Here is a 25,925-nt window from a genome sequence, read left to right as displayed (position 1 = left end):
GTATGGTCCACGGCTTGCGGAGGGAGCGCCAGACCCATGCACGAGATCGATGAGGCCGCCCGGCGACGTACGTTCGCGGTGATCAGCCATCCGGAGGCGGGCAAGTCGACCCTGACCGACGCGCTGGCGCTGTGTGCCGGGTGATCTCCCAGGCAGGCGTGGTGCACGGCAAATCCCATCGACGAGGGGTCCTGTCGGACTGGATGGCCATCGAACGGGCCAGGGGGATCTCCATCACCTCCGCCGCACTGCAGTTCGAGTACCGCGATGCCGTGATCAACTTGCTGGACACGCCCGGCCACGCGGACTTCTCCGAGGACACCTACCGTGTGCTCACCGCGGTCGACTCCGCGGTGATGCTGCTGGACGCGGCCAAGGGACTCGAACGGCAGACCATGATGCTGTTCGAAGTGTGCCGGCGACGACACATCCCCCTGGTCACGTTCATCAACAAATGGGACCGACCTGGGCTCGACGCGCTGGCGTTGTGCGACGAGATCGCCGATCGGCTCGGATTACAGCCAATGCCGTTGACGTGGCCCGTCGGTGAGGCGGCCGATTATGTGGCTTGCTCGATCTGGCCGACCATACGTACACCCCAACCGATCACGAGGAAGCGCGGGCGCGGGACGAGGCGGATCGTGTCGCCGCCGCGGGTGGCGAGTTCGACATCGCCAGGTATCTCGCTGGAAGGGCGACGCCCGTCCTCTTTGGTGCCGCGGCATTGAACGTCGGCGTCCAGCATTTACTGGACTTCCTGGTGGACAAGGCTGCCCGGCCCGAGCCGAAGCAGGACGTCCATGGTGCCGATCGCCCACTCGACGCACCGTTCTCCGGGTTCGTCTTCAAAGTGCAGACCGGGATGGATCCCGCTCATCGTGACCAGGTGGCGTTCGCCAGGGTCTGCTCAGGTTTGTTCACCCGGGGAATGATCGTGATCAACGCGTCCACTGGCAAGCAGTTGTCCACGAAACACGCTCAGCACGTCCTCGGTCAACCCAGATCTACTGTGGACACCGCGTATCCGGGAGACGTGGTCGGCCTGGTCAATGCTTCATCGTTACGTGTCGGCGACACTGTGTACGCCGGACGCCCACACATGCGTTTTCCCGGTTTGCCAACCTGAGGCGGCCCAGAGCGCTGCCGCCCGGCTGGCTGTCCGGATCGCCCGGCGGGCAGGTGGCGACAATCGGCCGGATTGCTCCGCGGGCACCAGGAAAGCAGCGAACAGCAGCGCGCCGACACACACCACCGCGGCGATGTCGGCGATGATGCGTGTGGCGGGCAACCCATACGCCGCCCACGCGTCCGTGCAACGCAGACCGGCGACTTCATATTCCTTGCTGGACAAGGTCAGCAAACCGACACCGACCAGGCAGGCGCCGAGAGAACCGACGAGCAGAAGCGGCGTCAGCTTTGTCCGTTTTCGGCCTGACACAGTGGGAATCGCGCTCACCCGCGCAGCGTAGGACCCGGCGGCGCGCCGGGGAACCCTGATTTCTATCTTCCATAGAATCAGCTGCGGTTGATGCCCGCGATACATGCGTGATGTCCACAGGCGACCACCCCTGAGCCGAATCCTAGCGTTCATCGCGAATTCAGGATCTCCACGGATACTCGCCCGGCCGTGTGTCGGCACGGCGGTAGCGAGAAGAGGTTCTGGCATGAACGGTCCCCGGGTCTCACGACGTCAACTCGTGAAGTACGCCGGAGTGGGCGCCACTTTCGTCGCGGCGGGAGGTGGCACTGCCTGGGCGGAAGATGACGAAGCGCAGAGACGCGGCGACTCGCGGCACCGCGCGTGGCGGGCTGGTGATCACCATGTGCATTCGGAGTACAGCGGAGAGTTCGACACATCGGTGAATCCGCCACGGTTCCACAAGGGCGCGGACGCGGTGTATCCGATCGTCACGAACGCGATCATGGCCAAGCACTTCGGCCTGACGTGGGCGATGTGCACCGACCACGGTGGACCGACCCACTCGAAGGTCAACCTGGTGCTTGCGTACCCGGACTTGGTGCGGTCACGGCAGTTGGTGCCCGAGGTGTTGCAGTTCTGGGGCATGGAGTTCGACGCGCCCAAGCTGGATCACCACACGCTGATGATTCCGCGGCACGATGACGAGGCGAAGATGTTGTTCGAGCTGGAAAGCCGGTTCGCCAAGCACGACGCCTTCCCGGCCGATCCCGGCCGGGACACCGAGGCGAAGATGATCGAGTTCCTCAAGGCCGCCAAGGACATGCGGCAGAAGCCTTTGGTCATCGCGCACCACGCGGCCCGTTCGGCGACCGGCCTCGGTGTCTATGGCCAGGACACGCCACGGGAATTCCGTAACGGCAATAACGTCGCGCCTGACGTGTATGTCGGGTTTGAAGGCGCGCCTGGCCATCAGGCGGGGCCGCTCAACGGCGGCTCGCGCGGCGGCTATGGCAGCTATCCGACGCACGGCGGTTTCGACCAGATGACCGCGCGGGTGGGCGGTTTGTGGGACTCGCTGCTGGGTGAAGGGCGTCGTTGGTGGATCACGGCGACCTCGGACTCGCATGTGCACTGGACGCGTGGTGGTTCGGACTTCTGGCCGGGTGAGTACAGCAAGACCTATGTGTTGGCGCGGCAGGACTATGGCGACATCATGGATGCGTTGCGTAACGGCCGGATCTTCGTCACCACTGGTGATCTGATCACCAGCCTCGATCTGAGTGCCAAGAGCCGGGACCGTTCCGCGGCTGTGGGGGAGACGCTGTTTTTGCGCAAGCGTGATGGCGCCGACGTCGAGATCGAGATCCGGTTCCGGCCGTCGCAGGGCACGAACGGCAACGGTGACCGGCCTGAGGTCCGGCGGGTGGACCTGATCGTGGGCGACGTGACCGGCGTGAATGCCAACCTGGATTCCGACACCAACCCGACCACGAAGGTCGTTGCCCGTTTCGGGCCAAGGGATTGGCGCAGGCAGGGCTCGGAGTACGCCATTCGGCACACCCTGCGCAATGTCGAGCAGGATCTGTATGCGCGTGTTCGTGGTACGAACACCGATGAGCTCGAGCCGTTGCCGGACGACAAGGAGAACCCCTGGACGGACCTGTGGTTCTACTCCAACCCGGTCTTCGTCCGCCGGGTCTGAGCATGGCCGAACGCGGAGCTGACGGGGTGAGGTCGTAGTCTGACCGGCATGATCCGCCGTGAACGAGCCGCGCGAGGCAGCCTCGCGCGGCTCGTGGCGGTCATTGCCGTGCTCGTCGGTGTGGTTTTGATGCATGGTCTGCAGTGCAGCGACGACATGACAGGCATGCATTCCGACGGTGGTGCGGGGATGGTGCACGAGCATTCCGCGACGCCCGCCAATGACCACGACCCAGGCCCGGCCGACTCGGACGGCCTTGGCGGGATGCTCATGACGTGCCTTGCGTTCATCGTGGTGATCGTCACCGCGATGGTCGGTCTACGGCTTGTGGGGCTCGTCAATCTTGACCGGCTGATTCGGGCTGTTCGGGCAGCGCGCGCCGGGATGACGCTGCCGCGGGGGCCGAGCCTCGCGCAACTCTGCTTGCTGCGCACATAGGAGAAGTCTGCCCTTTCCATGGCCGATCTGAGGATCGGTCGTGCCGTTGTGGCTCTTTTCCTTGTTTCGCAGGAGGCTTTTCGTGGATCTTGTCGCTGTTCTCGTCACCGGTCTGTTCGCCGGTGGCGTGTCTTGTGCCGCCGTCCAAGGTGGCCTGCTCACTGGATTGATCACGCGGCAACGCGCCGCCCAGCCCCAAGGATCGGTCCGTGCCCGGCTGGCCGACGACCTCACCCCGGTCGGCGGGTTTCTGGCTGGCAAGCTCGTGTCCCACACCGTGCTTGGCGCGTTGCTCGGTGCTGTCGGTAGCGCGGCGGAACTCTCGGTTGGCGCGCGCACGTGGCTGCAGATCGGCGCTGGTCTGTTGATCGTCGTGTTCGGCCTGGCGCAGTTAGGCGTGCCGGGCTTCCGCAAGATCGTGATCGAGGCGCCGCAGTCGTGGATGAAGGTGGTACGCGGCCGCGCCCGTTCGCGCGCGGCGCTTGCCCCAGCGCTGCTCGGCTTTGTGACTGTGCTGATCCCTTGTGGCGTGACGCTGTCGGTGGAGGCGCTGGCCTTGTCGTCTGGATCAGCGTTGGCTGGTGCTGCCACGATGGCGGTGTTCGTGCTGGGCACGGGGCCGTTGTTCGCCGTGCTCGGGTATGCCGCGCATAAGGCTGCCACCGCATGGCGTGGGCGGCTTGCGGTGGCGACCGGGCTCGTGGTGCTCGCAATGGGGTTGTACACGCTTAATGGCGGCCTCGAATTGTCTGGTTCGCCGCTGGCCGCCAGTCGGATCGCGCACGCTGTCGGTTTCGCGGACGAACCGGCCGTCACCACCGCTTCGTCCACTATGGATGGTCAGCAAACCGTGGTGATCACGGCCACTACCGGCGCTTACAGCCCGGACAACGTTCAGGTCCGGGCTGGTGTGCCGACCACGCTCGTGGTGAAGTCGGACAACGCCCAAGGGTGCGTCCGGTCGTTCATCATCCGCGACGAGCAGAAGATCCTGCCGGTGCGTGGCGAGACTCGGATCGACCTGGGTGTGCTTCAGCCTGGCCGCCTGGACTATGCCTGCGGGATGGGCATGTACACCGGCGTCATCACCGTCATCTGACTGAGGAGTCCATTGTGGCCACGACAATACTTGTGTTCCGGGTGGACGGGATGCATTGCGGCAGTTGTGCGTTGCTGATCGACGACGCGCTGGAGGATTTGCCTGGCGTAGGTACCACGCAGACCACAGTGAAGCAGGGTCGGTGCACGGTCGAGCTGGACGCGGACCTTTCCGGTTCGCAGGATGTGATCGCCGTGATCGAAGAGCTCGGGTATCGCGCAGTTCGCTGTGACGACTGACGGAGCATCTGGTGAAGATCGGGGAACTGGCCGCGTTGAGCGGTGCTACGACCAAGACGATCCGCTTCTACGAACAGGTAGGTGTGCTGCCCGAGCCTGAGCGCACGGCCGGCGGATACCGAGACTACGGTCCGGAATCCGTCGACCGATTGAGGTTCGTCCGCTGTGCCCAGGAGGCTGGACTTCCGTTGCGCGAAGTACGGCAGATCCTCGCTGTACACGATCGCGGCGAGGCGCCGTGTGGCCATGTGCGGGACCTGCTCGGCGAGCGACTCGACCGCATCCGGGCTCAGATCGCAGAGCTGGTCGCGTTGGAAACGCGCGTGGTGTCGTTGCTCGACCGGAAACCGGACGAGCACGACACCACGGCGGTCTGCTGGATCTTGGAAACCGACGAATGAGGACTTGACCTTCCACCGCACTGGAAGGTCCACCCTTGGCGGTACTGACTGTTGTCCCAGAGTCGCCAAGGGTGATCCTCTTTGTCTACTTTCCCCACGCGGCCGCTATCGGTGCGCTGCAAGCAGATCCTGACCCGTCGAGCGCACGCGTGTTTCGGTGTTAGCCCGTTCAACAGCTACTTCACCACCGAACGCGTGACCGAACTCGCCAAGTGGGGGTTGAGCGAATTCGACGCTGTGCATTTCTTTGTGCCCGACGCACCGGCCGCGTACACATTGGAGGCCTTGGGCTATCCGCCAGAACGCGCCGCACACAAGGCACGACGCCAAGGCCAGTACGTGCGCAACAAGATCCGGCGGGCACTGGCCGACCTAGGAGTGTCCGACCACCCGGCTGTCGACAATATCTACCTGCCGCAGATCACCTTGTTGACGAGCATCTGGTCGGCGTTGTTGTACGCCTGCGCTTGATCGGCTGCGGAGTCCCCGTAGTTCAGGGACAGCTGGTAGGTCCTGGTGCCGTCGGGTGTGCTACCCGTGATCGTGCCGTAGCCGTGGAAGCCGCCTAGGCCTTTGTAGACGGTGCCGCAGTCCGGCCCTGCGTCCTGCACCCACACCCCGAGGCCATAACCGCCCTTGGAGTGCGGCTTACGCATCTCGGCCAGCAATGCGGCCGGTAGGAGTTTGCCGCTGTTGAGCGCGGTGAAGAACGTGTGGAGGTCCTTGGTGGTCGAGATCATCTCACCGGCGCTGCCCGCCCACGATGGGTTCTGGCGAGTGATGTCGACCGTTTTCCATTGCCCGGCTTCCTGGTAGCGGTAGTAGCCGTGGGCGTGCGGGCCGGGGATGTCTGGCGAGGTGCCTGGCACCACGGTGTCCCGTAGCCCGAGTGGCCGCAGGATCCGTCGCTGCAGCTCGTCGCCGTAGGGGCGGCCGGTGACGTTCTCGATCAGCAGTCCGGCCAGCAGGTAGTTGATGTTGGCATAGCTCCAGTCTGTTCCCGGTGCGAACAGCGCTGGCTTGGACAAGCTGAATCGCGCCAGGTCCGCGGGCCGGTAGGTGTGGAAGCGGTTGTCCACGAACTTCTGGCCCACCAACGGGATTCCCGGCACGATCGTGCCGTCCGGGAGCATCGCTCCGGTGTAGTCGAACAGTCCGGTGGTGTGCTGCAACAGCATTCGTACCGTGATCCGCCGGTCCAAGTCGAATTCGGGCAGGTAGTCGGCTGCTGGTGTGTCCAAGCCTACGCGGCGCTCTGCGACGAGTTGCAGAACGACGGTCGCGACGAACGTCTTGGTGTTGCTGCCGATCCGGAACCGCCGGTTCGTCGGGGGCTTCGCGGCCTCGCCCAGCTTGCGCACCCCGGCGCTGCCGACCCAGTCGCCTTTGTGGTCGTGCACCCGCAACTGTGCCCCGGCGAATCCGGAGTCGACGATGGCCTGGACGGTCGCCTGTAGGTCCGGACGATCCTGCCCGGCAGTGGCCACTGCGGGTAACGCGGCCCCGGCCAGTAGTGCAGCGGCTGCCGTGACTCCCATGAGCCTTGTTATCCGGACGTTGTTGTTATGGGCGTTGCGTGAGGCTGTCATCGATGAAGTGGTCATGGCGGCAACGATCGTGGCCAGTCATGACACGCAGCGGTCACCGCGCTGACATGAGGATTCCTGAGCGTGTCAGCGCAGCGCGAGCAGGGCGATGACGAGTAGCGAGCCGACGGTGACCAGGGCGAACCGGGTCACGATGATCGGACGAAGCCACGACGGGAACGCTGCTGTCGCGGCGTCGACGAAGGACTGCACATCGAGCGTTCTTGCTGTGGCATCACTGGATTTCTTGAGCGCGGCGCCGATGAAGCGGACGGGGAACATCTGGCCTGCCGTGATGAAGCCGCCGCCGATGAACATGATCGGTTGGGCGACCAAGGACAGGACTCGGCCTGTCTCGGTTCCTGTCAGGTTGAGTAACGCGAGGACCGCGAGAAACAGGGCTATCCCAAAGGGGAACAGGGTTTCCATGGCGGACTCGGCGAACCGGATGCGGTGCCGGGTCAGGACTTCGATGGGAAAACCCTGGCGTGCGACGTCTGCTTCGGCGGCTTGCTGGGCTTGCGTGCCGTGGCGGTAGGCGATGACCGGGACGATCACGAAGGTCGCGGCCAGCAGGAGTTGTAGGACGCCGGCGAGGCTGGTCATGGGAGTGGCTCCTGGTGGGGTTCTTGAACTAAGTGCAAGTCGAGCGTAACCATGTAGTTGAACTAAGTGCAAGAACTCCTTGAACTTAGTGCAAGTAGACTGGGGTCATGCCACGCCTGACCAAAGACGAGATCGTCCGGGCCGCTGTCGAACTGCTGGACGCCGAAGGGCTGGATGGGCTGAACATGCGCAGCCTCGGCGCCAGGCTAGGCTCGGCGGCCACGGCGGTGTACTGGCACGTCACGAGCAAGGACAACCTCGTCCAGCTGGCGGGAGACGTGGTCTGGGACGAGATCGAACTGCCCGACCTCGACGATCTCGACTGGCGTACGGCGGCCACCGCGATGGCGACTGGTCTGCACGCGATGATGGTCAGGCACCCGTGGCTGGTGCAGGCCATGGCCAGCCACATGATCTACGGGCCGGGCAAGGCGCGCTTCGACGATCACACCCTTGCTGTGTACGAGATGGCGGGGTTCAGCGATGACGAGGCCGACCAGGCGGCGGCCTCGGTGTTCATGTTCGTTCTGGGAAACGCGGTAGGACCAGCCGCGTCGGTCTCCTTGGCCAGACGTTTCGGCGGCGATATCGAGGACACGCTGCGCGAGGCGATGGCGAAGGCCACCGATATCGCGATGAAGTTCCCAAGGCTGCGCGCTCGTCTGGACAAGGTTGCCGCTGCTGAGTACAACGCGGCACCTGACCAGACCTTCGACATCGGATTGACGGCTCTGCTCGACGGTTTCGAGAACGGGCTCAGTCGTCGTCGGTGAGACCGGCTTGTTCGAGGTCCAGGGTGCGTTGGATGCGGCGGCGAGTGGTGTCGGAGATGTCGCCGGATTCGTAGAGCCGGTTGAGTTCGGCGCTCTCGACGGTCAGGATTTCGTGCCTGAGCTGGAGGTAGGCGTTGCCTGCCGATTCGTCGGCGAGGTCGTCGGAGTCCGCTTGGATGCGTTCGATCCGGGCCTGCCAGCTGCGGCGCAGGTGGTCGACGGCGAAGTCGGGCGCCGATTCGGTCTCGGCGAGTTGTTCGACGTGCGCCAGCCCGCGTTGGGCGAGCTGCAACCTTGCCGCCGTCTGTTCCTGGCGGATGTCGCCTGCGCGCAACGCGATTCCGGCTTTCTTCACGAGCGGAGCGAGCGTGAAGCCTTGCACCACAAGGGTGATCACGATGACCGCGGTGGTCAGCAGCAGAACCAGGTCCCGATGGGGGAGCGGTGAACCGTCGGACAGCACGTGCGGGATCGACAACGCGGCGGCCAGGGGCACGACGCCTCGTGCGCCTGCCCATGACACGACTGCGGGTACGCGCCAGGACGGTCGTGTGGCACCGCTGTGGCGTTGAGCGATCGCGGACAACGGGAACACCCACAGTAGACGGACGACAATGAGGGTCGCCGCGATCGCGAGGGCGTAGAGTGGCCATTGGGCGTGGCTGCCGGTGAGTTGCCGGACCAGTGCGGGCAGTTGCAGGCCGATCAGGCCGAAGACGACGCTTTCCAGGATGAACACGACGGTGTCGAATACCGCAGTGAGCTGGATACGGATGGGCGCGGTGGTCATCCGGGTGGCTTGGGTGCCCAGGATGACGCTGGCGACCACAACCGCCGTGACACCGGAAGCATGAACAGACTCGGCAAGAACGTATCCGCCGTACGGCGTGATGAGCGAGACGACCGTTTCCAGAACGGGATCCTCGGTCCGCCGCCGGATCAAGTACGCGCCCAGCGCGGTCAACGCGCCAACGAGTACGCCGCCGCCCGCGAGCACCGCGAACTCGGTGAGGGTGTGGCCCCATGAAGCCGCGCCGCCCGCAAGGACCAATGACAGTGCGACCCGGAACAGCAGCAGGCTCGTGGCATCGTTGAACAGACTTTCCGCCTGCACCAGGGCTTGTACGCGTGGCGGCAACGACAGTCGCCGCGCCAGGGCGGTGACGGCGACGGGGTCGGTGCTGGCGAGCACGGCGCCGAGGACGAACGCCATCCCGATGGGCATCGGTGTCAGGGCGATCGCGACCGCGCCGACGGCGACAGCGGACACCAGCACGAGTCCGATGGCCAGCGCGGTGACGGGCTTCCATACGGCGCGCAGGTCGCGCAGCGGTAGTTCCTCGCCCGCGGCGAACAGCAAGGGCGGTAGGACGACCAGGCTGACCAGTTCGGGGGAGACCTCGATGGTGGGCACGCCGGGTAACAGTCCTGCGATCACTCCGGCGACGACCAGCAGCGACGGCGCTGGGACGCTGAGTCTTCGGGCGAAGGTGGCGACGACGGTCGCGAGTGCCACGAGGGCCAGGACGGTCTCGATGCTGCGCACGACGGGTGCCCTTCTGCAGGTGTTGCTGCCCTTGTGCCGACCAGACTTCCCGGCGCGCCGGGGCATACCTTACGTCAATATCCCGTCAAGACCGCCATCTGTCTTGTTAGGACGCTCGCGGAAAGGTCGCGTAAGGATGCTTGCCAGCGGCTGACCCGGCTCGGTTTGATGTTGAACATGGGGATTCTGTGCCGTGCCGCGACTGAGCCCACGGGCCTGCGGCACGATGACCAGCCACCTGATCAGCTGACGTCCCGCTGACCTCACACCCTTCGAATTCCGGATGCGATGGCGCGCGCCCGCGTCCGGTTCACCTTGATGGATGGATCATGCTCGACAACACATCTCGTACGGCCTTGGTCACCGACGCCGAGGACGGGATCGGTCACCAGACCGCCCGGCGGCTGGCCATGGACGGCTGGACGGTCATCGTGCACGCGCGGACCCCGGAAGCCGGCGAGTACACAGTGGAACGCTTGACCGTGGCGGGCGCCGAACCCGGTCGCCTTGACATGGTCGCCGCCGACTTCGCGAGCCTCGGCTCGGTAGCACGGATGGCACGACAGGTGACCGAACGACACCCGACGCTGGACCTGCTCGTCAACACGTCCGGAGTCGCCGCCGCCGAGCGCAGGCTGCTCACCGAAGACGGCAACGAGCGCACGTTCCAGCTCGACTATCTCGCCGAGTACCTGCTGACGCGGCTACTCGAAGGCGCCATGGCCAAAGCGGGGTATCCGCGCGTGGTCAACGTCTCGTCATCGCTGCACCGAGGGGGAAGCCTGCAATGGACGGATATCAACCGCACTCGCCGGTACACGCCGCTGGCCGCGTACGCGCAGGCGATGCTCGCCCTCACGATGTTCACGAAGGCGCTCGCGGACAGAGGATTCACCGCTGTGAGTGTGGATCCCGGCACGACCGACCGGGAGGTGCTGCGGCTGTATGGATCGGATGCGGGGCCGAGCCACGACGCGGTGGAGGCGGTGGTCCGACTGTGTGCGCCGGGCTTCGGCGTCCTCAATGGCGCTTTCTATGAGGGCATGCTGCCCGCGCCGATGATCACGGACGACCGGGCGGTGGCCCGGCTGTGGCGGTTGAGTGAACGACTGACCAATCTGGGCTGAACCCCCGGTCCCGGGCGGCGGTTGGTGAAGCATTCATCACCGGTCGCCGCCCGTTCCAGTTCCCCGGTTGAGCCACCTGATGCCCAACGCGAGCACGACGAACACCCCGATGAGCATCACCGTGTACGTGAGGTCGGTCATGGACGTCCTTTTCCTGCGGGAGAGGGAGTCTCAGCATCCGTGGCCTAGACCGCCCGCGCAGCGGGCCGCACGGGACCTTGACGTAGCGCAGTCGGTTGTTAACGCCGCGTTGACGGGATTCGAGCGCATCAAGATCGCGTAAACGCAGGTCAAGGCGGCGTCAAAACCCCATCAGGTGACACCCACTGGGCTTGTCCGGAATGCACGCTCTACAACGCCGGGTCACCATCCGGGTGAATGGCAACTGCGTGGAAAGGGAACGCACATGGCCGACTTGGCCTATGCGGTGCTGCTGATCGGCATCTTCGCCGTGCTGGCGCTGGCGTTGCGGGGTTTGGAGAAGCGGTGAGCGGGACCTCTGATCTGGCCAACATCATCGGTGGTGTGCTGGCCCTTGCCTTACTCGTGTACCTGTTCGTCGCGCTGATCCGACCGGAGAAGTTCTGATGTCATCGTTGTGGGCCGGAATGAGCCAGGTCGGCCTTCTGATTATCGCCCTTGCTTTGGTGTACAAGCCATTGGGCGACTACATGGCCAGGGTCTTCACCAGCGAGAAGGATTTGCGGGTGGAACGCGCGATCTACCGGATCGTGCGGGTGGAGCCGCGTTCGGAGCAGCACTGGAAGACGTACGCCTCAGGCGTGCTGGCGTTCTCGTTCGTGTCGATCGTGCTGCTGTTCCTGTTGCAACGCCTGCAGCACCTGTTGCCGCTGAACTTCGGCCGGACGATCGAGGCCGGGATGGCATTCAACACCGCGGTCAGTTTCGTGACCAACACGAACTGGCAGTCCTACATCCCCGAGTCGGTGATGGGACACACGGTGCAGATGGTGGGCCTGACCGTGCAGAACTTCCTGTCGGCCGCGGTCGGCCTCGCCGTGGCGATCGCGCTGATCCGGGGGTTCGTGCGCGCGAAGACCGATCGGCTTGGCAACTTCTGGGTAGACATGACCCGTGGCACGATCCGGATCTTGCTGCCGATCTCGTTCGTCTTCGCGATCGTGCTCATTGCCCTCGGTGTCGTGCAGAGTCTGAAGTCCGGGGTCGCTGTGACCAATCTGGACGGTTCGTCGAGCACGATCGCGCTGGCACCGGCGGCCTCGCAAGAAGTGATCAAGGAACTCGGTACCAACGGCGGCGGCATCTTCAACACCAACTCCGCGCACCCGTTCGAGAACCCGAACTCGTGGACGAACCTGATCGAGATCTTCCTGCTGCTGGTGATTCCGGTCTGTCTCACGCGGACCTTCGGTGTCCTGGTCGGCAACAAGAAGCAGGGCACCGTACTGCTGTCGGTGATGGGCGTGATCTGGGCCGGGATGCTCGCGGTGATCTGGGCAGCCGAGGCGAACGCGGGCGGTCCGCTTGCCCTGCTGGCCGGTGGCGCCATGGAAGGCAAGGAAACCCGATTCGGTATCGCCGCGTCGGCACTGTTCGCCAACGCCACCACGTCGACATCGACGGGCGCGGTCAATGCGATGCACGACAGCTTCAGCGGCCTCGGTGGCGGCGGGACGTTGCTCAACATGATGTTCGGTGAACTGTCGCCTGGCGGTGTGGGCACGGGTCTGTACAGCATTCTCGTGCTGGCGATCATCGCGATGTTCCTGGCAGGCCTGATGGTCGGCCGGACGCCGGAGTACTTGGGAAAGAAGCTGGGCAAGCGTGAGGTCACGTGCGCTGCTGTGGCGATGCTGGCGATGCCGACCGTGCTGTTGCTCGGGACGGGCGCGGCGCTGCTGATGCCGAGCACGCCGGGTGCGTTGAACAACTCTGGGGCGCATGGTTTCTCTGAGGTGCTGTACGCGTACACGTCGGCGAGTAACAACAACGGCAGTGCGTTCGCGGGTATCACGGTGACCAACGACTGGTTCCAGTCGACATTGGGTGTCTGCATGCTGATCGGCCGGTTCGTGCCGATCATCGCGGTCCTGTGCTTGGCTGGTTCGCTTGCGGCGCAACGCAAGGTGCCGGAGACCGCGGGCACGTTGCCCACCACCAGCCCGCTGTTCGCGACCATGCTGGGCGGCACGGTGATCCTGGTCGCGGCGTTGACGTTCATTCCGGCCCTTGCGTTGGGCCCGATCGCAGAGGCATTGATATGAGCACGACCATGACGCGCACCCCGAAGGAGGAGACCCGGCATCACGTGGAGAACGCGGGCCGGATCGGCGCGGGCATTTTCAACCCACGCCAGCTGGTCACGTCCTTCCCGGACGCGTTGCGCAAGCTCGACCCGCGGCACCAGGCCCGTAATCCGGTCATGTTCGTGGTGTGGGTGGGTTCCTTGCTGTCCACGGTGTTCGCGATCGGTGATCCGAACGTGTTCACGATCGGGACCGCGATCTGGCTGTGGTTCACGGTGCTGTTCGCGAACCTGGCCGAGGCCGTTGCTGAAGGCCGGGGCAAGGCGCAGGCCGAAACCCTGCGACGGACGAAAAAGGAAACTGTCGCGCGCAGGTTGCTGAAGGACGGCACTGAAGAGCGTGTGCCTGGCGTCGAGTTGACGATCGGCGACCTGGTTGTCGTCGAGGCCGGAGAGGTCATCCCGGGTGACGGCGACGTCATCGAGGGCATCGCGACCGTGGACGAATCCGCGATCACGGGTGAGTCCGCGCCGGTCATCCGGGAATCGGGTGGTGACCGTTCCGCCGTCACGGGTGGCACCACTGTACTGTCCGACCGGATCGTCGTGAAGATCTCCACAAAGCCAGGCGAGTCCTTTGTGGACCGAATGATCGCCCTCGTCGAAGGCGCCGAACGGCAGAAGACGCCGAACGAGATCGCGCTGACCATCCTGCTGTCGACGCTCACGATCATCTTCCTGCTCGCGGTCGTGGCCCTGCAGCCGATGGCCGGGTTCGCGGGCAGCCTGCAATCGGTCATCGTCCTCACTGCCTTGCTGGTGTGCCTGATCCCGACCACGATCGGCGCGCTGCTCTCGGCGATCGGCATCGCGGGCATGGACCGGTTGGTGCAGCGCAACGTGCTGGCGACCTCGGGTCGGGCGGTTGAGGCCGCGGGTGACGTCAGCACGCTGTTGCTGGACAAGACCGGCACGATCACGTACGGAAACCGCCAGGCGACCGAGCTGATCCCGGTCGGAACCTCCACAGTGGAAGATGTGGCCGTCGTGGCCCGGCTGTCCAGCCTCGCGGACGGGACGCCGGAAGGCCGCAGCATCGTGGATCTCTGCGCTCGGGAGTACGGGCTGGCGGTGGAGTCCACTGGCGCGGAGAAGGCGGGGGAGTTCGTTCCGTTCACCGCGCAGACCCGGATGTCCGGGATCGACCTGCACGGCCGGATCGTGCGCAAGGGCGCGGCCAGTGCGGTGCAGGCCTGGGTCAGCGAGCAAGGTGGCGTGGTCCCGGACGAGGTCCACACCATTGTGGACAAGATCAGCGCCGAGGGCGGTACGCCGCTGGTGGTAGCCGATGGCAACACGGTCCGTGGCGTGATCCGGCTGTCGGACGTGGTCAAACCCGGAATGCGGGAACGGTTCGACGAGCTGCGCACCATGGGCATCAAGACGGTCATGATCACCGGCGACAACCCGTTGACCGCCAAGGCGATCGCCGACGAGGCCGGGGTGGACGACTACCTCGCCGAGGCCAAGCCGGAAGACAAGATGGCCCTGATCCGCAAGGAACAGGAGGGCGGCCGGCTGGTCGCGATGACCGGCGACGGCACCAACGACGCCCCGGCCCTGGCACAGGCCGACGTCGGCGTGGCGATGAACACCGGCACCATGGCCGCCAAAGAGGCCGGCAACATGGTCGACCTGGACTCCAACCCCACCAAGCTGATCGAGATCGTCGAGATCGGCAAGCAGCTGCTGATCACCCGGGGCGCGCTGACCACGTTCTCCATCGCCAACGACCTGGCGAAATACTTCGCGATCCTGCCTGCCATGTTCGCCGGGATCTACCCACAACTCGGCGAGCTGAACATCATGCGGCTGCACTCACCGAACTCGGCGATCCTGTCCGCGGTGATCTTCAACGCGCTGATCATCGTGGCCTTGATCCCGCTCGCCCTGCGCGGCGTGCGGTACCGGCCGTCCAGCGCGCGGTCGCTGCTCCGGCGAAACCTGCTGGTCTACGGCCTCGGCGGGATCGTCACGCCGTTCATCGGCATCTGGCTGATCGACCTGCTGGTCCGACTCATCCCGGGAATGTGAGCAATGATCAAACAAGTATGGGCCGGGACGCGGATCCTTCTGGTCATGACCGTGCTGCTCGGCATCCTTTACCCACTCGGAGTGTGGGTCGTGTCCCGTATCCCCGGCCTGGAAGCCAATGCCGAGGGCTCGATCGTGCAGGTCAACGGCCAAGCCGTCGGCTCGGACCTGATCGGCATCGACCCCGTCGCACAGGACCCGAACAACGACCCCTATTTCCACACACGGCCATCCGCGCTGGCCAAGGATCCACTGGGCCCGGCTGATCCGAGCAGTTCGCTCGGCTCGAACAAGGGCGCGGCCAACGAGGACTACATCGCGATCGTCAAACAGCGGCAGGACGCCATCGCTAAGCGTGAAGGTGTTGAGCCGTCGATGGTTCCGGCCGACGCGGTGACCGCCTCGGGGTCTGGTTTGGACCCGCAGATCAGCCCGGCGTACGCGCAGCTGCAGGCGCCACGGGTGGCCAGGGTGACGGGCGTGCCGCTCGATCAGATCCGTGCGTTGATCGACGGCAACACCACGCAGGGCATCGCTGAGCCGAGCGTGAACGTGCTCAAGCTCAACCTGGCTGTGCAGGGCGCGAAGCGCTGAGAACCGTGTCGACACAATCGGAGCAGGACAGACCGCGGGTTGCCGAGAGCATCACGCGAGTGGATTACCAGCGTCGCCGTGGCGAACTGCGGATCTACCTTGGGGCGGCCCCGGGCGTGGGGAAGACCTTCGCCATGCTCGGGGAAGCCCGCCGTCGCATCGAACGCGGCACGGACGTGGTCGTCGGCCTGGTCGAGACGCACGGCCGGGCCAAGACCGCGGAGCTGGTCGACGGGATGGAGGTCGTCCCGCGCAGGCGGATGACCTACCAGGGCCGCGAATTCGAGGAGATGGACATCGACGCGATCCTGCGTCGCAAGCCCGAAGTCGCGGTCGTCGACGAGCTGGCGCACACCAACGTGCCTGGCTCGCGCAACACCAAACGCTGGCAGGACATCGAAGAACTGCTCGAAGCTGGCGTGGACGTGCTGTCCACAGTGAACGTTCAACATCTGGCGAGTCTCAACGACGTCGTCCAGCGGATCACCGGTGTGCAGCAGCACGAGACGGTCCCTGACGAGGTCGTGCGCAAGGCCGAGCAGATCGAGTTGATCGATATCACGCCGGAGGCGTTGCGGCGAAGGCTCGCGCACGGGAACGTATACCCGGCACATCGCATCGATGCCGCGCTGGGAAACTACTTCCGGCCCGGCAACCTCACCGCGTTGCGTGAGCTGGCGTTGCTGTGGGTCGCTGACCAGGTCGACGTCGCGTTGCAGCGCTACCGCACGGAGAAGGACATCACAGACACCTGGGAAACCAGGGAACGCGTGGTCGTGGCCATCACCGGGGGCAAGGAAAGCGAGACCCTCATACGCCGTGGCAGCCGGATCGCCAACCGGGCAGGTGCGGAGCTTCTGGTCGTACAGGTATTGCGTGGTGACGGGCTCGCGGGTGCTTCACAGAAGGACAAAGCCAAGCTGCGTCAGCTCGGTGAAGACCTCGGCGCGACGTTTCACACGGTTGTCGGGGATGACGTGCCGAACGCGTTGCTGGACTTCGCGCGCGGGGTGAACGCCACCCAGCTCGTGCTCGGTACGTCCCGCAGATCGCGGTGGGCCCGCGTGTTCGACGAGGGGATCGGTGCCGCCACGGTCCAGCTGTCGGGGTCCATCGACGTACACATGGTGACCCATGACGAGTCGGGTGGACGGCTGCGGGCGCGGCTTGTTCGCAGTGCGCTGACTCCTCAGAGGCAAATAGTGGGCTGGTTGCTGGCGGTGCTGCTGCCTGGCTTGGCGACGCTGATCGGGGATCTGCTGCGGCAGGATTTGATCCTGTCCACGGACGTGATCGACTACTTCCTGGCGATCATCATCGTGTCGCTGGTCGGTGGGCTCGGGCCCGCGTTGTTCGCCTCGATCCTCAGCGCGTTGCTGCTGAACTACTTCTTCGTGCCACCGGTGTATTCGCTCACGATCGCCGAGCCGGAGAATTTGGTCACGGTGGTGGCTATGGTGTTCACCGCTGTTGTGGTGTCCATTGTGGTCGACCGGGCGGCCAGGCGTGGCGAGCAGGCCACCCGGGCGAGTACCGAGGCCGCTTTGCTGGCCTCCTACGCGCGCACGGTTCTGACCCACGACCGACCATTGGACCGATTGCTGGAGAAGGTCCAGGAGAACTTCGGTCTTGTGTCCGTCGCGCTGCTGGAAAAACGGGACGGCGAATGGGAAAGAGTGGCCTGCACCGGTGACAGCCCGTGCGACGATCCCGATGAGGCCGATGTGGACGTCGTGGTGACAGCCGACGTACACCTCGCGCTACGCGGCAGGGCGTTGCCCGCGCATGACCGCCGTGTCCTCGAAGCCGCCGCGGGGCAAGCGCTGATCGCGCTGCGGCATCAACGGATGGCCGACCAAGCCTCGCAAGCGCAGCGCCGGGCGGAGACGACCGAGCTGCGAACCGCCTTGCTGTCGGCGGTTGGCCATGATTTGCGGACGCCGTTGACGTCGATCAAGGCCGCCATCGGCAGCCTGCGTGCGCCGGATCTGCGGCTGTCCGATGAGGACACCGGGGAGCTGCTGGAGACCGTGGAAGAATCCGCCGACCGGCTCACCGGGCTGATCGACAATCTGCTGGACTCGTCGCGGCTGGCCACTGGCGCGGTCGAACCCAATATACGGCCGGTCGGTTATGACGAGATCGTCGCCATGGCCTTGTTCAGCCTCAGTGCGCGCGACGGGATATCGGTGGACGTGGACGAACGCCTGCCGGACGTACGGGCGGATTCCGGTCTGCTGGAACGAGTTGTTGCCAATGTGATCGACAACGCCTTGCGGCACGGGCAACTCCATCCGCGCCGACACGTCGACGTCGATGGTGACGGCACGGTCGGCGTGGACGAACCGGTGGTCGCTGTGCGGGCCAGTGCCCACGCCGACCAGGTCGAGCTGTGGATCGTCGATCACGGTCCCGGTCTGCCCAAGGGGATGACTGGCAGCGTGTTCACGCCGTTCCAACGCCTCGGCGACCGGGACGCCACACCCGGCGTCGGCCTCGGCCTCTCGGTGGCGAAAGGATTCGTTGAGGCGATGGGCGGTTCGATCCGCGCGGAGGACACTCCCGGAGGTGGCTTGACCATCGTCATCTCACTTCCGGCTGACAGGGAGTGACGCGGCGTGGCCACGATCCTGGTTGCCGAGGACGATCCGCAGATCGCCCGGGCGTTGCAGATCAACCTGTCCGCACGCGGATACCGCGTGATCGTGGCCCACGACGGCGAAACCGCGCTGCACGCGGCCGCCAAGCTGACACCGGACGCGGTTCTGCTCGATCTGGGCCTGCCGGGCATCGATGGATGTGCGGTGATCGAAGGCCTGCGGACGTGGACTTGGGTGCCGATCATTGTGCTGTCCGCGAGTCTGGATCCGCACAGCATGGTCAACGTCTTGGACTTGGGCGCGGACGACTACGTCACCAAACCGTTCGGAATGGACGAACTGCTGGCCAGGGTTCGGGCCGTGGTCCGCCGCTCGACAGTGACGGCCGTGGTCGAGGACCCGGTGATCGACACCGGGTCCTTCACCGTCGACCTGTCGGCCAAGAAGGTCTGGCGCGACGGTGCCAGTGTCCATCTCACGCCCACGGAATGGGCCGTGCTCGAGGAGTTGCTTCGCAACCAGGGCAGGCTCGTCACCCACCGGCAGTTGCTGGAACGGGTGTGGGGACCGGAATACGTCGGGCAGGCGCACTATTTGCGGGTCTATGTATCGCAATTGCGTCAGAAACTGGAGCGGAACCCGTCCCAGCCTCGGCATCTGATCACCGAACCCGGAATGGGCCACCGCTTCGTTCCGTGATTCGTCAGCTCGCCTCGCGGCTCATGGTCCCGGTCGTGATGAAGCCAGATCGACGGACGATCGAGACCGCGTGATCGCCGAATCGTTCGTAGTACTGGCTCAATTGGACGGCATCCACGGCCGATCCCACACCGTGCGCCCAGTCCTGGTAGTCCAGGACCGCGAACAACGAACGATGCAGGTCGTTCAATTCACCGTCGGCTTCGGCCGCGTAGCCGGTCAGTTCCGGCTCTCGTGTCCGGATGGCGTCCGCCGCGGTCTCGGCAAGGGTGACCGCGAGCGCGCCCATGGCCTCGAACCGGGGCCGCAACACCGTCGGCAGGACCTGCCTGGGATACCGCCTGCGTACCGTTTCGGCGACGTGTTGGGCCAGATCTCCCATGCGTTCCAGGCTTTCCGCGGAGTGCAGTGCGGTGATCACCAGCCGGAGGTCACCCGCGACCGGAGCTTGCAGTGCCAGCAACAGATGCGCGTCGGATTCGCACGTGGACCGGGCAAGGTCGACCATGCGATCGTCCGTGATAACCCGCTCGGCGAGGGCGAGATCACAGGTCAGCAACGCGTCCGTCGCGTCACGCATCGCGATGGCGGCGAGCTGGCTCATGTTCACCAGCTGGCCGACGAGATGGTCGAGTCGCTCGTTGAAACTGTTGCGCATCGGTCCAGCGTAGGGATTTTCGGCGTCGATATGTCGTCAAACCGGTGCCGTTCGGCGTTAAAGCCTCGTCAAGCTTGAGCTCCGACGGGGTTGTCCGCGGGTTGACTGGAGACATGAGGACGACTGCCGCGCGGTGGCCGAGAGTCGCGGCGCTTTACGGTGCTGGTCTAGGGTTCGCGTGTGGGATTGTCGCGACCATCGCGTCGTCGACCGGGGATCTGGTCGATCCGTTGAGCGCGCCGGTGCTGATGGTCACGGTTGTGTCGGCCGTGACCACAGTGGCCGGCGCGCTCCTTGCCAGTCTGCAGACCTGGTTGCTGTACGCGAGCTTTGTCCTTGGACATACCGGCGAGTTCGCGGCGACCGGTGCCAGCCTGCACGCGGCGGCGGTCCTGGCGGGCACTGCACTGGTGGCGACCGCGGTTGGTGCTGCGATCAGGTGGATCCAGCGGCCTGCCCTGGTTGTGGTTCCGCAACCACGCAAGCATCAGGATTCCGTCAAGCTCGGGGCCCTTCAGCGTTAGGACCGGGTGCAGGGCCTTGCTAGAGATGAGTTGTATGAATTGGACTCACGTCCGTGACAAGTGTTCTTTCCCCGCGCCGGACTGCTGAGGGGACCGAACGCCACCGGCTGACGGTGGTTGGTGGCCTGGCCGCGTTATCCCTGGACGCGATGGCTTCGGTGGCTTATGGCCCGGAAGCGATCGTCATCGTTCTGGCTGTGGCGGGTGGTGCTGGGCTCGGGTTCACCGTGCCGGTGACTGTGGCCATCGCGGTATTGCTGGGTGTTTTGACGTTGTCGTATCGGCAGGTGATCGCCGCTTTCCCGGAAGGCGGTGGCGCGTACGGGGTTTCGAAGAAGTATCTGGGGCGCAGGGCATCCCTGGTCGCGGCCGCGTCGTTGGTGATCGACTACGTGCTGAACGTGGCGGTGTCAGTGGCTGCCGGGGTGGCGGCTTTGACTTCCGCGTTCCCGGAGTTGTTGCCGTACACGGTTTGGCTGTGCCTTGGTGTTCTCGCCGTCATTACCGCGGTCAATCTCCGTGGCATCGCCAATAGTGCCAGGGCGTTCATCCTCCCAACGGCCATTTACGTCGGCGCGATCATCATCGTGGTCATCGTCGGGCTGATCCGGGACGAAGCCGCGGTCACCGAAGCTACTTCTGGGGTGCAACAGCTTGAGACTGTCGGTGTGTTGTTGTTGCTGAAGGCTTTCGCCAACGGCTGCGCGGCGTTGACCGGTGTCGAGGCGATCGCGAACGCTGTGCCGTCGTTCCGCAAGCCTCGGGCCAGGCGTGCTCAGAACGCCGAGGTTGCCCTCGGTGCGTTGCTCGCCGTGATGCTGGTGGGAATCGCGGTGTTGGTGGAGAAGTTCACCATCCATCCGGTGGACGGCGTGACTGTGCTGTCCCAGGTGACCGAGGCGTCCATTGGGGACGGTATTGGTTTCTACATTGTCCAGTTCGCCACTGTCGTCCTGTTGGCGCTGGCTGCGAACACGTCGTTCGGCGGTTTGCCTGTGTTGGCTCAGTTGCTGGCCAAGGACAACAATCTGCCGCACTTGTTCGCGTTGCGTGCCGAGCGGCAGGTTCACCGGTATGGCATCGGTTTCCTGACGGTCACGTCCGCCGTTCTGCTCGTGGCCGCGGGTGGCGAGATGAACGTTCTGGTGCCGTTGTTCGCGATCGGTGTGTTCGTCGGGTTCACCTTGTCGCAGTTCGGGATGATTCGGCACTGGCGTGCGACGCGCACGGCTGGTTGGCGCGGCAGGGCGACGCTCAACGGCGTGGGTGCGGCGCTGACGGCGATCGCTGCCGTTGTGGTGACAGTGAGCAAGTTCGATGAAGGCGGCTGGCTGATTGTGCTGGCGCTGCCCGTGATCGTGGTGGTGATGGAGTGGATTCACCGGTTCTACCGCAGGATCGGTGAACGGCTTGAACTCGATCGCACCCCGGCCCCGCCGCGTCCAGATCGGTCATTGGTCGTCGTGCCGGTGTCCACCGTGTCCCGCTTGACCCGCGACGCGATCGCCGCCGCGCTGTCGCTTGGCGATCGTGTGGTCGCCGTCTATGTCACGCACCCCGAGGAAGAGCAGGCGACGCGTGATCTTGTGGCGGAGTGGGATCGCTGGGATCCGGGGGTGGATTTGGTGCTGCTGCACGACGAGCGCCGCCGATTGGGCGAGCCGCTCGTGGAGTACCTGCGTGGCGTCTCGGAGAAACAGGTGTTCGTGTTGATCGCCGAGGTCGAGCCCGAGCGGGTGTGGCAGCGGGTCTTGCAGAACCAACGCGGGTCTGTGCTGGCGCACGCGATGCGGCGGCGTAGCGACGCGGTGGTGTGTCGGCTGAGATTCCGGATCGCGGGCAGTGCCCGATGAGGCGGAAGGCGCTGATCCCTGGCTGGCTGGGTTTCCCGCTCGGCGTGACGTTGGCGCTGCTCGCGGGCTTGGTGTCGAACCCGGTGTGGTCACTGTTGGCGTTGGTGGCAGTGGTGGACGCGGCCGCGATGCTGACGATCCTCCGGGCAGCGGTGGCCACGCTGGTTGTGGGTCTGGGCACGCTCGGGACCTCGGCTTTTGGGCACGACGGACTCGTGTTGCTGTTGACTGGCCTGTCAGCGCTGGGATTGTCGTGGCTCCTGCGCGTTGATGGTGAACCGTGCATACCGGACATTCCGTTGCCGAGAAGGGGCGATTCGTTCGGATAGTTCTTTACGAAATCCTGATGCTCCCGTCAAGGAGAAGCCAGTCGGTCCGTGGGTAACCTGCGGCGGAGCGACGGATCGTGGGGGCGGCACGCTGGTGTGCCGAAGCCGAGCGCGTCGCGTTTCGCTGATCACCCGGAGTCGGAACACATGAGTAGCGCGCCCGAGCTGGCCATCCCAGCGAGCGTCAAGAATCCCGCCGCCGTCAAGCCACCGGCCAGGGGAGTCGCCCGGTGGCTGTTGCAGCACAGGGTGCAGCCGGTGGGGCCGGAGAGCGGTGAAGGGCACGCCAAGCCACAAGCCTGGTGGAAGGTCATGTGCCTGACCGGCGTGGACTACTTCTCGACCTTGTCCTACCTGCCGGCCATCGCTGCTTTGGCGGCCGGGGCGTTGTCACCGTTGGCGACCTTGCTGATAGTGGCGCTCACGCTGCTGGGCATGCTGCCGATGTACCGGCGAGTGGCCAGGGAAAGCCCGCACGGACAGGGCTCGGTCGCGATGCTCGAGCACCTGCTGCCGTTCTGGCGGGGCAAGATCTTCGTGCTCGTGCTGCTGGGCTTCGTGGCCACATCCTGGATCGTCAGGATCACGCTGTCTTCCGCGGACGCGACCGTGCACCTGCTGGAAAACCCCGTCGCGCCGGGCTTCCTGCACGGCCACGAAGTGCTGATCACGGTGATCCTGCTGCTGGTCCTCGGCGGCGTGTTCCTGCTCGGCTTCAGCGAGGCGGTCGGCGTCGCGATCCCGCTGGTGGCGATCTTCCTGCTGCTCAACGCGGTGATCGTTGGTGCGGGCGTGGCTGAGCTGGCCGCGAACCCTGAGCTGATGACGGGCTGGACCGACCGGCTCACCGCGGGCGGCAGCGGGTTCGGCGACATCGCCGGACCGGCGATCCTGGCCTTCCCGCTGCTGGTGCTCGGGCTGTCCGGGTTCGAGACCGGCGTGAGCATGATGCCGTTGATCGCGGCGAAGGGCCGTAATGCCCAGGAGCAGCTCGAGTCCCGGATCCGCAATACCCGCAAGCTGCTGACCGCGGCAGCGTTGATCATGTCCGTGTACTTGATCTCGACCAGTTTCGTTACCACGGTCCTGATCCCGGCCGAGAAGTTCCAGCCGGGGGGAGAGGCCAACGGCCGGGCGCTGGCGTATCTGGCGCACGAACACCTCGGCGAGGTATTCGGAACCGTGTACGACCTCAGCAGCGTGCTGATCCTCTGGTTCGCAGGCGCGTCGGCGATGGCCGGGTTGATCAACATCGTGCCGCGTTACCTGCCGTCCTACGGAATGGCGCCGGAATGGGGCCGCGCGGTCCGCCCGGTCGTGCTGGTCTACACCGCGATCAGCATCCTCATCACGATCATCTTCGGCGCGGACGTCAACGCCCAGGCAGGTGCGTACGCCACGGGAATCCTCGCCATGATGGTCTCCGGCTCGATCGCCGTGACGATCTCGGCGATCCGCCATCGCCAGAAGCCCGCGTCGATCGGTTTTACCGTGCTGACGCTGGTGTTGCTGTACGCCTTGGTCGAGAACATCATCGAGAAGCCCGACGGTATCGCCATTTCCATGGCGTTCATCGCCGGAGTCGTGGTGATCTCGTTGATATCACGGGTGAGCCGGACCACCGAGCTGCGCGCCGACCGGATCGAGTTCGACGAGGCTGCCCGGCGGTTCATCACGGACACCATCGCCCGCGATGGGCGGATCACGATCATCACCAACAAGCGCCAGACCGGCGAGGCCGACGAATACCTGGCCAAGGAACTGGAACAGCGCGAGATGAACCCGGTGCCCGGTGATGCCGACGTGACGTTCCTCGAAATCGACGTCACCGACCCGTCCCAGTTCTCCGGTGTGCTCAAGGTCCGTGGCCTTGAGGTCGACGGGCACCGGATCCTGCGCGCCGACAGCCCGGCCGTGCCCAACGCGATCGCGGCCATCCTGCTGGCCCTGCGCGACTGCACCGGCGTGCGGCCGCATTGCCACTTCGAATGGTCGGAGGGAAGCCCGCTCGGCCATCTGTTCCGGTACTTGATCCTCGGCCGTGGTGACACACCGCCTGTCGTGCGGGAGATCCTGCGGGCCTGCGAACCCGATCCCACGCGCAGGCCAGGGATCCACGTAGGAGGCTGAGGTGCCAAGCGGCGAATCAGCTGCACCACAGAGGAAGCCGGTCCCGGTCTCCGCCTATGTGGTCGACTGCGCTGTGTACGTGAACGGCGCGCGGCTGCCGGGCCGCTGGTCGCACGGCGACGCAATCGCCGAGGTACGCAAGCGCGGCGAAGGGTTTGTCTGGATAGGACTGTACAAACCGCAAGCGGAGCAGCTCCAAGACATCGCCGAGACCTACGGGTTGCCCGAGCCTGCGGTCGAGGCTGCGGCACGCGCACATCAACGTCCCAAGCTCGACCGTTACGACGACTCGCTGTTCATGGTGCTCAAGACCGTGCACTACGTCGCGCATGAGTCGCCGGACCGGGCGAACGAGATCGTCGAGACCGGGGAGATCATGGCGTTCCTCGGCCCGGATTTCATTGTGACGGTACGCCATGGCGATCACTCAGGGCTGCGTGGACTGCGCCGGGAGCTGGAGGCGATGCCGCAGCGGCTGCGGTTCGGGCCCTCAGTGGTGCTGCACGCGGTCGCAGACCGGGTCGTGGACGACTATCTGGACGTCAGCGAGTTGTTCGAGCACGACATCGAAGAAGCCGAGTCGGTGGTGTTCGGGCCGCGTAACCCGGCTGGCGCAGAGCAGATGTACTTGCTGAAACGGGAAGTGCTCGAACTGCGGCGGTCCACCGCACCGCTGTCGTCGCCGTTGCGCCGGCTGGCTGATGGAGATCTTGGCTTGGTGCCAAGGGAAGTACGCTCATACTTCCGGGACGTCGACGATCACCTGGCCGTCGTGATCGACCGGGTGACGCGGGCAGACGAGCTGCTGAACAGCCTGGTGAACGCGACGCTCGCGAAGATCACGTTGCAGCAGAACAACGATATGCGCAAGATCACCGCGTGGGCCGCCGTCATCGCGATACCGACCATGGCAGTCGGCGTGTACGGCATGAACTTCACCGTCATGCCCGAGCTGGGGTGGAAATACGGCTATCCGATCGCGCTTGGCGTTATCGTGCTGGCGTGCCTCGTGGTCTACCGGATTCTCAGGCGCAACAAGTGGCTCGGCTCCGGGCGGACGGTGATCTGGGTTGTTCTGCTGGTCCTTGCCTGGCTGACCCTGATCGTCGTCCAGATCTCGCTCGGCCTCGGCCGTGCACCCTGACGCAGGCGCAGCGGTTGTCGAGCGGCTGTCTGTCCGCAATGTGTTCGGCGATAGCGACTTGGACTTGAGCGACGCGACTACCATGCTGGTACGTTGCCGCCGACGCGGCTGGCAAGGAGCCTGCCGCATGACCTCA

The 25,925-nt window shown here is 65.1% G+C and carries 25 protein-coding genes and 1 pseudogene; 21 read left to right on the top strand and 5 right to left on the bottom strand.

Going from position 1 to position 25,925, the window contains the following annotated elements; genetic code table 11:
• Positions 1-36: 36 nt before the first annotated feature.
• A pseudogene (locus LWC34_RS17350) lies at positions 37-1,123 on the top strand (GTP-binding protein); the annotation flags it as partial.
• Here the strand turns inward: LWC34_RS17350 and LWC34_RS17345 are convergent.
• On the bottom strand, positions 1,061-1,456 hold the full coding sequence (locus LWC34_RS17345) for a hypothetical protein (protein WP_233726077.1): 396 nt from the start codon (positions 1,454-1,456) through the stop codon (positions 1,061-1,063). The pseudogene LWC34_RS17350 and the gene LWC34_RS17345 overlap by 63 nt on opposite strands.
• Positions 1,457-1,664: 208 nt before the next feature.
• Between LWC34_RS17345 and LWC34_RS17340 the strand changes: the two genes are divergently transcribed.
• The 6 genes from LWC34_RS17340 (at position 1,665) to LWC34_RS17315 (ending at position 5,770) form a co-directional block, all read left to right on the top strand.
• Entirely contained in the window at positions 1,665-3,122 is a 1,458-nt protein-coding gene (locus LWC34_RS17340; RefSeq protein WP_233726076.1) for a CehA/McbA family metallohydrolase domain-containing protein, read from the top strand.
• Positions 3,123-3,170: 48 nt separating this feature from the next.
• Positions 3,171-3,560 (top strand): DUF6153 family protein, encoded by a 390-nt coding sequence (locus tag LWC34_RS17335; protein ID WP_233726075.1) that lies wholly within the window; start codon positions 3,171-3,173, stop codon positions 3,558-3,560.
• Between the two features lie 82 nt (positions 3,561-3,642).
• Positions 3,643-4,659 carry an urease accessory protein UreH domain-containing protein gene (locus LWC34_RS17330; protein WP_233726074.1) on the top strand — a complete coding sequence of 339 codons (1,017 nt, stop codon included), beginning with the start codon at positions 3,643-3,645 and terminating at the stop codon, positions 4,657-4,659.
• A gap of 14 nt (positions 4,660-4,673) precedes the next feature.
• Positions 4,674-4,898, top strand: a complete 225-nt coding sequence (locus LWC34_RS17325) for a heavy-metal-associated domain-containing protein (protein WP_233726073.1) — start codon at positions 4,674-4,676, stop codon at positions 4,896-4,898.
• Between the two features lie 11 nt (positions 4,899-4,909).
• Positions 4,910-5,299 (top strand): heavy metal-responsive transcriptional regulator, encoded by a 390-nt coding sequence (locus LWC34_RS17320; RefSeq protein WP_233726072.1) that lies wholly within the window; start codon positions 4,910-4,912, stop codon positions 5,297-5,299.
• Positions 5,300-5,380: 81 nt separating this feature from the next.
• Positions 5,381-5,770: a tRNA-dependent cyclodipeptide synthase gene (locus LWC34_RS17315; RefSeq protein WP_233726071.1), complete on the top strand. Its 390-nt coding sequence runs from the start codon at positions 5,381-5,383 to the stop codon at positions 5,768-5,770.
• Here the strand turns inward: LWC34_RS17315 and LWC34_RS17310 are convergent.
• Positions 5,707-6,837, bottom strand: a complete 1,131-nt coding sequence (locus tag LWC34_RS17310; protein ID WP_233726070.1) for a serine hydrolase domain-containing protein — start codon at positions 6,835-6,837, stop codon at positions 5,707-5,709. The genes LWC34_RS17315 and LWC34_RS17310 overlap by 64 nt on opposite strands.
• A gap of 135 nt (positions 6,838-6,972) precedes the next feature.
• Positions 6,973-7,491, bottom strand: a complete 519-nt coding sequence (locus LWC34_RS17305) for a hypothetical protein (protein WP_233726069.1) — start codon at positions 7,489-7,491, stop codon at positions 6,973-6,975.
• A 107-nt stretch (positions 7,492-7,598) separates the two neighbouring features.
• On the opposite strand from LWC34_RS17305, the gene LWC34_RS17300 reads away from it, so the two are divergent.
• The gene (locus tag LWC34_RS17300) at positions 7,599-8,264 is read left to right on the top strand and encodes a TetR/AcrR family transcriptional regulator (RefSeq protein ID WP_233726068.1); all 666 of its coding nucleotides are present in this window, start codon (positions 7,599-7,601) and stop codon (positions 8,262-8,264) included.
• Here the strand turns inward: LWC34_RS17300 and LWC34_RS17295 are convergent.
• Positions 8,248-9,810, bottom strand: coding sequence for a Na+/H+ antiporter (locus LWC34_RS17295; RefSeq protein ID WP_233726067.1), 1,563 nt, complete (start codon positions 9,808-9,810; stop codon positions 8,248-8,250). The genes LWC34_RS17300 and LWC34_RS17295 overlap by 17 nt on opposite strands.
• A gap of 329 nt (positions 9,811-10,139) precedes the next feature.
• On the opposite strand from LWC34_RS17295, the gene LWC34_RS17290 reads away from it, so the two are divergent.
• The 8 genes from LWC34_RS17290 (at position 10,140) to LWC34_RS17255 (ending at position 19,151) form a co-directional block, all read left to right on the top strand.
• Positions 10,140-10,937 carry an SDR family NAD(P)-dependent oxidoreductase gene (locus LWC34_RS17290; RefSeq protein ID WP_233726066.1) on the top strand — a complete coding sequence of 266 codons (798 nt, stop codon included), beginning with the start codon at positions 10,140-10,142 and terminating at the stop codon, positions 10,935-10,937.
• Positions 10,938-11,253: 316 nt separating this feature from the next.
• Complete coding sequence (locus tag LWC34_RS17285) at positions 11,254-11,427, top strand: hypothetical protein (RefSeq protein ID WP_233726065.1); 174 nt, start codon at positions 11,254-11,256, stop codon at positions 11,425-11,427.
• Positions 11,424-11,525 carry a K(+)-transporting ATPase subunit F gene (kdpF, locus tag LWC34_RS17280; RefSeq protein WP_233726064.1) on the top strand — a complete coding sequence of 34 codons (102 nt, stop codon included), beginning with the start codon at positions 11,424-11,426 and terminating at the stop codon, positions 11,523-11,525. The genes LWC34_RS17285 and kdpF overlap by 4 nt, the downstream gene beginning before the upstream one ends.
• Positions 11,525-13,183: a potassium-transporting ATPase subunit KdpA gene (gene kdpA, locus LWC34_RS17275; RefSeq protein WP_233726063.1), complete on the top strand. Its 1,659-nt coding sequence runs from the start codon at positions 11,525-11,527 to the stop codon at positions 13,181-13,183. Before kdpF ends, kdpA begins: the two co-directional genes overlap by 1 nt.
• Positions 13,180-15,258 (top strand): potassium-transporting ATPase subunit KdpB, encoded by a 2,079-nt coding sequence (kdpB, locus tag LWC34_RS17270; protein ID WP_233726062.1) that lies wholly within the window; start codon positions 13,180-13,182, stop codon positions 15,256-15,258. The genes kdpA and kdpB overlap by 4 nt, the downstream gene beginning before the upstream one ends.
• Positions 15,259-15,261: 3 nt before the next feature.
• Positions 15,262-15,852: a potassium-transporting ATPase subunit C gene (locus tag LWC34_RS17265; protein ID WP_233726061.1), complete on the top strand. Its 591-nt coding sequence runs from the start codon at positions 15,262-15,264 to the stop codon at positions 15,850-15,852.
• A 59-nt stretch (positions 15,853-15,911) separates the two neighbouring features.
• Positions 15,912-18,464 carry a DUF4118 domain-containing protein gene (locus LWC34_RS17260; protein WP_233726060.1) on the top strand — a complete coding sequence of 851 codons (2,553 nt, stop codon included), beginning with the start codon at positions 15,912-15,914 and terminating at the stop codon, positions 18,462-18,464.
• Between the two features lie 6 nt (positions 18,465-18,470).
• Positions 18,471-19,151, top strand: a complete 681-nt coding sequence (locus tag LWC34_RS17255; protein ID WP_233726059.1) for a response regulator — start codon at positions 18,471-18,473, stop codon at positions 19,149-19,151.
• Positions 19,152-19,155: 4 nt separating this feature from the next.
• On the opposite strand, the gene phoU is transcribed toward LWC34_RS17255, so the two are convergent.
• A complete protein-coding gene (gene phoU / locus LWC34_RS17250; protein ID WP_233726058.1) occupies positions 19,156-19,809 on the bottom strand; it encodes a phosphate signaling complex protein PhoU in 654 nt (217 codons plus the stop codon).
• 113 nt (positions 19,810-19,922) lie between these two features.
• Between phoU and LWC34_RS17245 the strand changes: the two genes are divergently transcribed.
• The 5 genes from LWC34_RS17245 to LWC34_RS17225 all read left to right on the top strand — a co-directional run bounded on the left by LWC34_RS17245 (position 19,923) and on the right by LWC34_RS17225 (position 25,789).
• Positions 19,923-20,333 (top strand): hypothetical protein, encoded by a 411-nt coding sequence (locus LWC34_RS17245; protein ID WP_233726057.1) that lies wholly within the window; start codon positions 19,923-19,925, stop codon positions 20,331-20,333.
• Between the two features lie 53 nt (positions 20,334-20,386).
• On the top strand, positions 20,387-22,186 hold the full coding sequence (locus LWC34_RS17240; protein ID WP_233726056.1) for an APC family permease: 1,800 nt from the start codon (positions 20,387-20,389) through the stop codon (positions 22,184-22,186).
• Positions 22,183-22,515 (top strand): hypothetical protein, encoded by a 333-nt coding sequence (locus LWC34_RS17235; protein ID WP_233726055.1) that lies wholly within the window; start codon positions 22,183-22,185, stop codon positions 22,513-22,515. The genes LWC34_RS17240 and LWC34_RS17235 overlap by 4 nt, the downstream gene beginning before the upstream one ends.
• 147 nt (positions 22,516-22,662) lie before the next feature.
• Entirely contained in the window at positions 22,663-24,645 is a 1,983-nt protein-coding gene (locus LWC34_RS17230) for an APC family permease (protein WP_233726054.1), read from the top strand.
• 1 nt (position 24,646) lies between these two features.
• Positions 24,647-25,789 (top strand): magnesium and cobalt transport protein CorA, encoded by a 1,143-nt coding sequence (locus LWC34_RS17225; protein ID WP_233726053.1) that lies wholly within the window; start codon positions 24,647-24,649, stop codon positions 25,787-25,789.
• The last annotated feature ends 136 nt before the right edge of the window (positions 25,790-25,925 follow it).

Source organism: Kibdelosporangium philippinense (assembly GCF_021390435.2).
GTDB lineage: Bacteria > Actinomycetota > Actinomycetes > Mycobacteriales > Pseudonocardiaceae > Kibdelosporangium > Kibdelosporangium philippinense.
The sequence above is the reverse complement of the archived record's forward strand: the minus strand, read 5'-3'. Positions and strand labels throughout refer to the sequence as shown.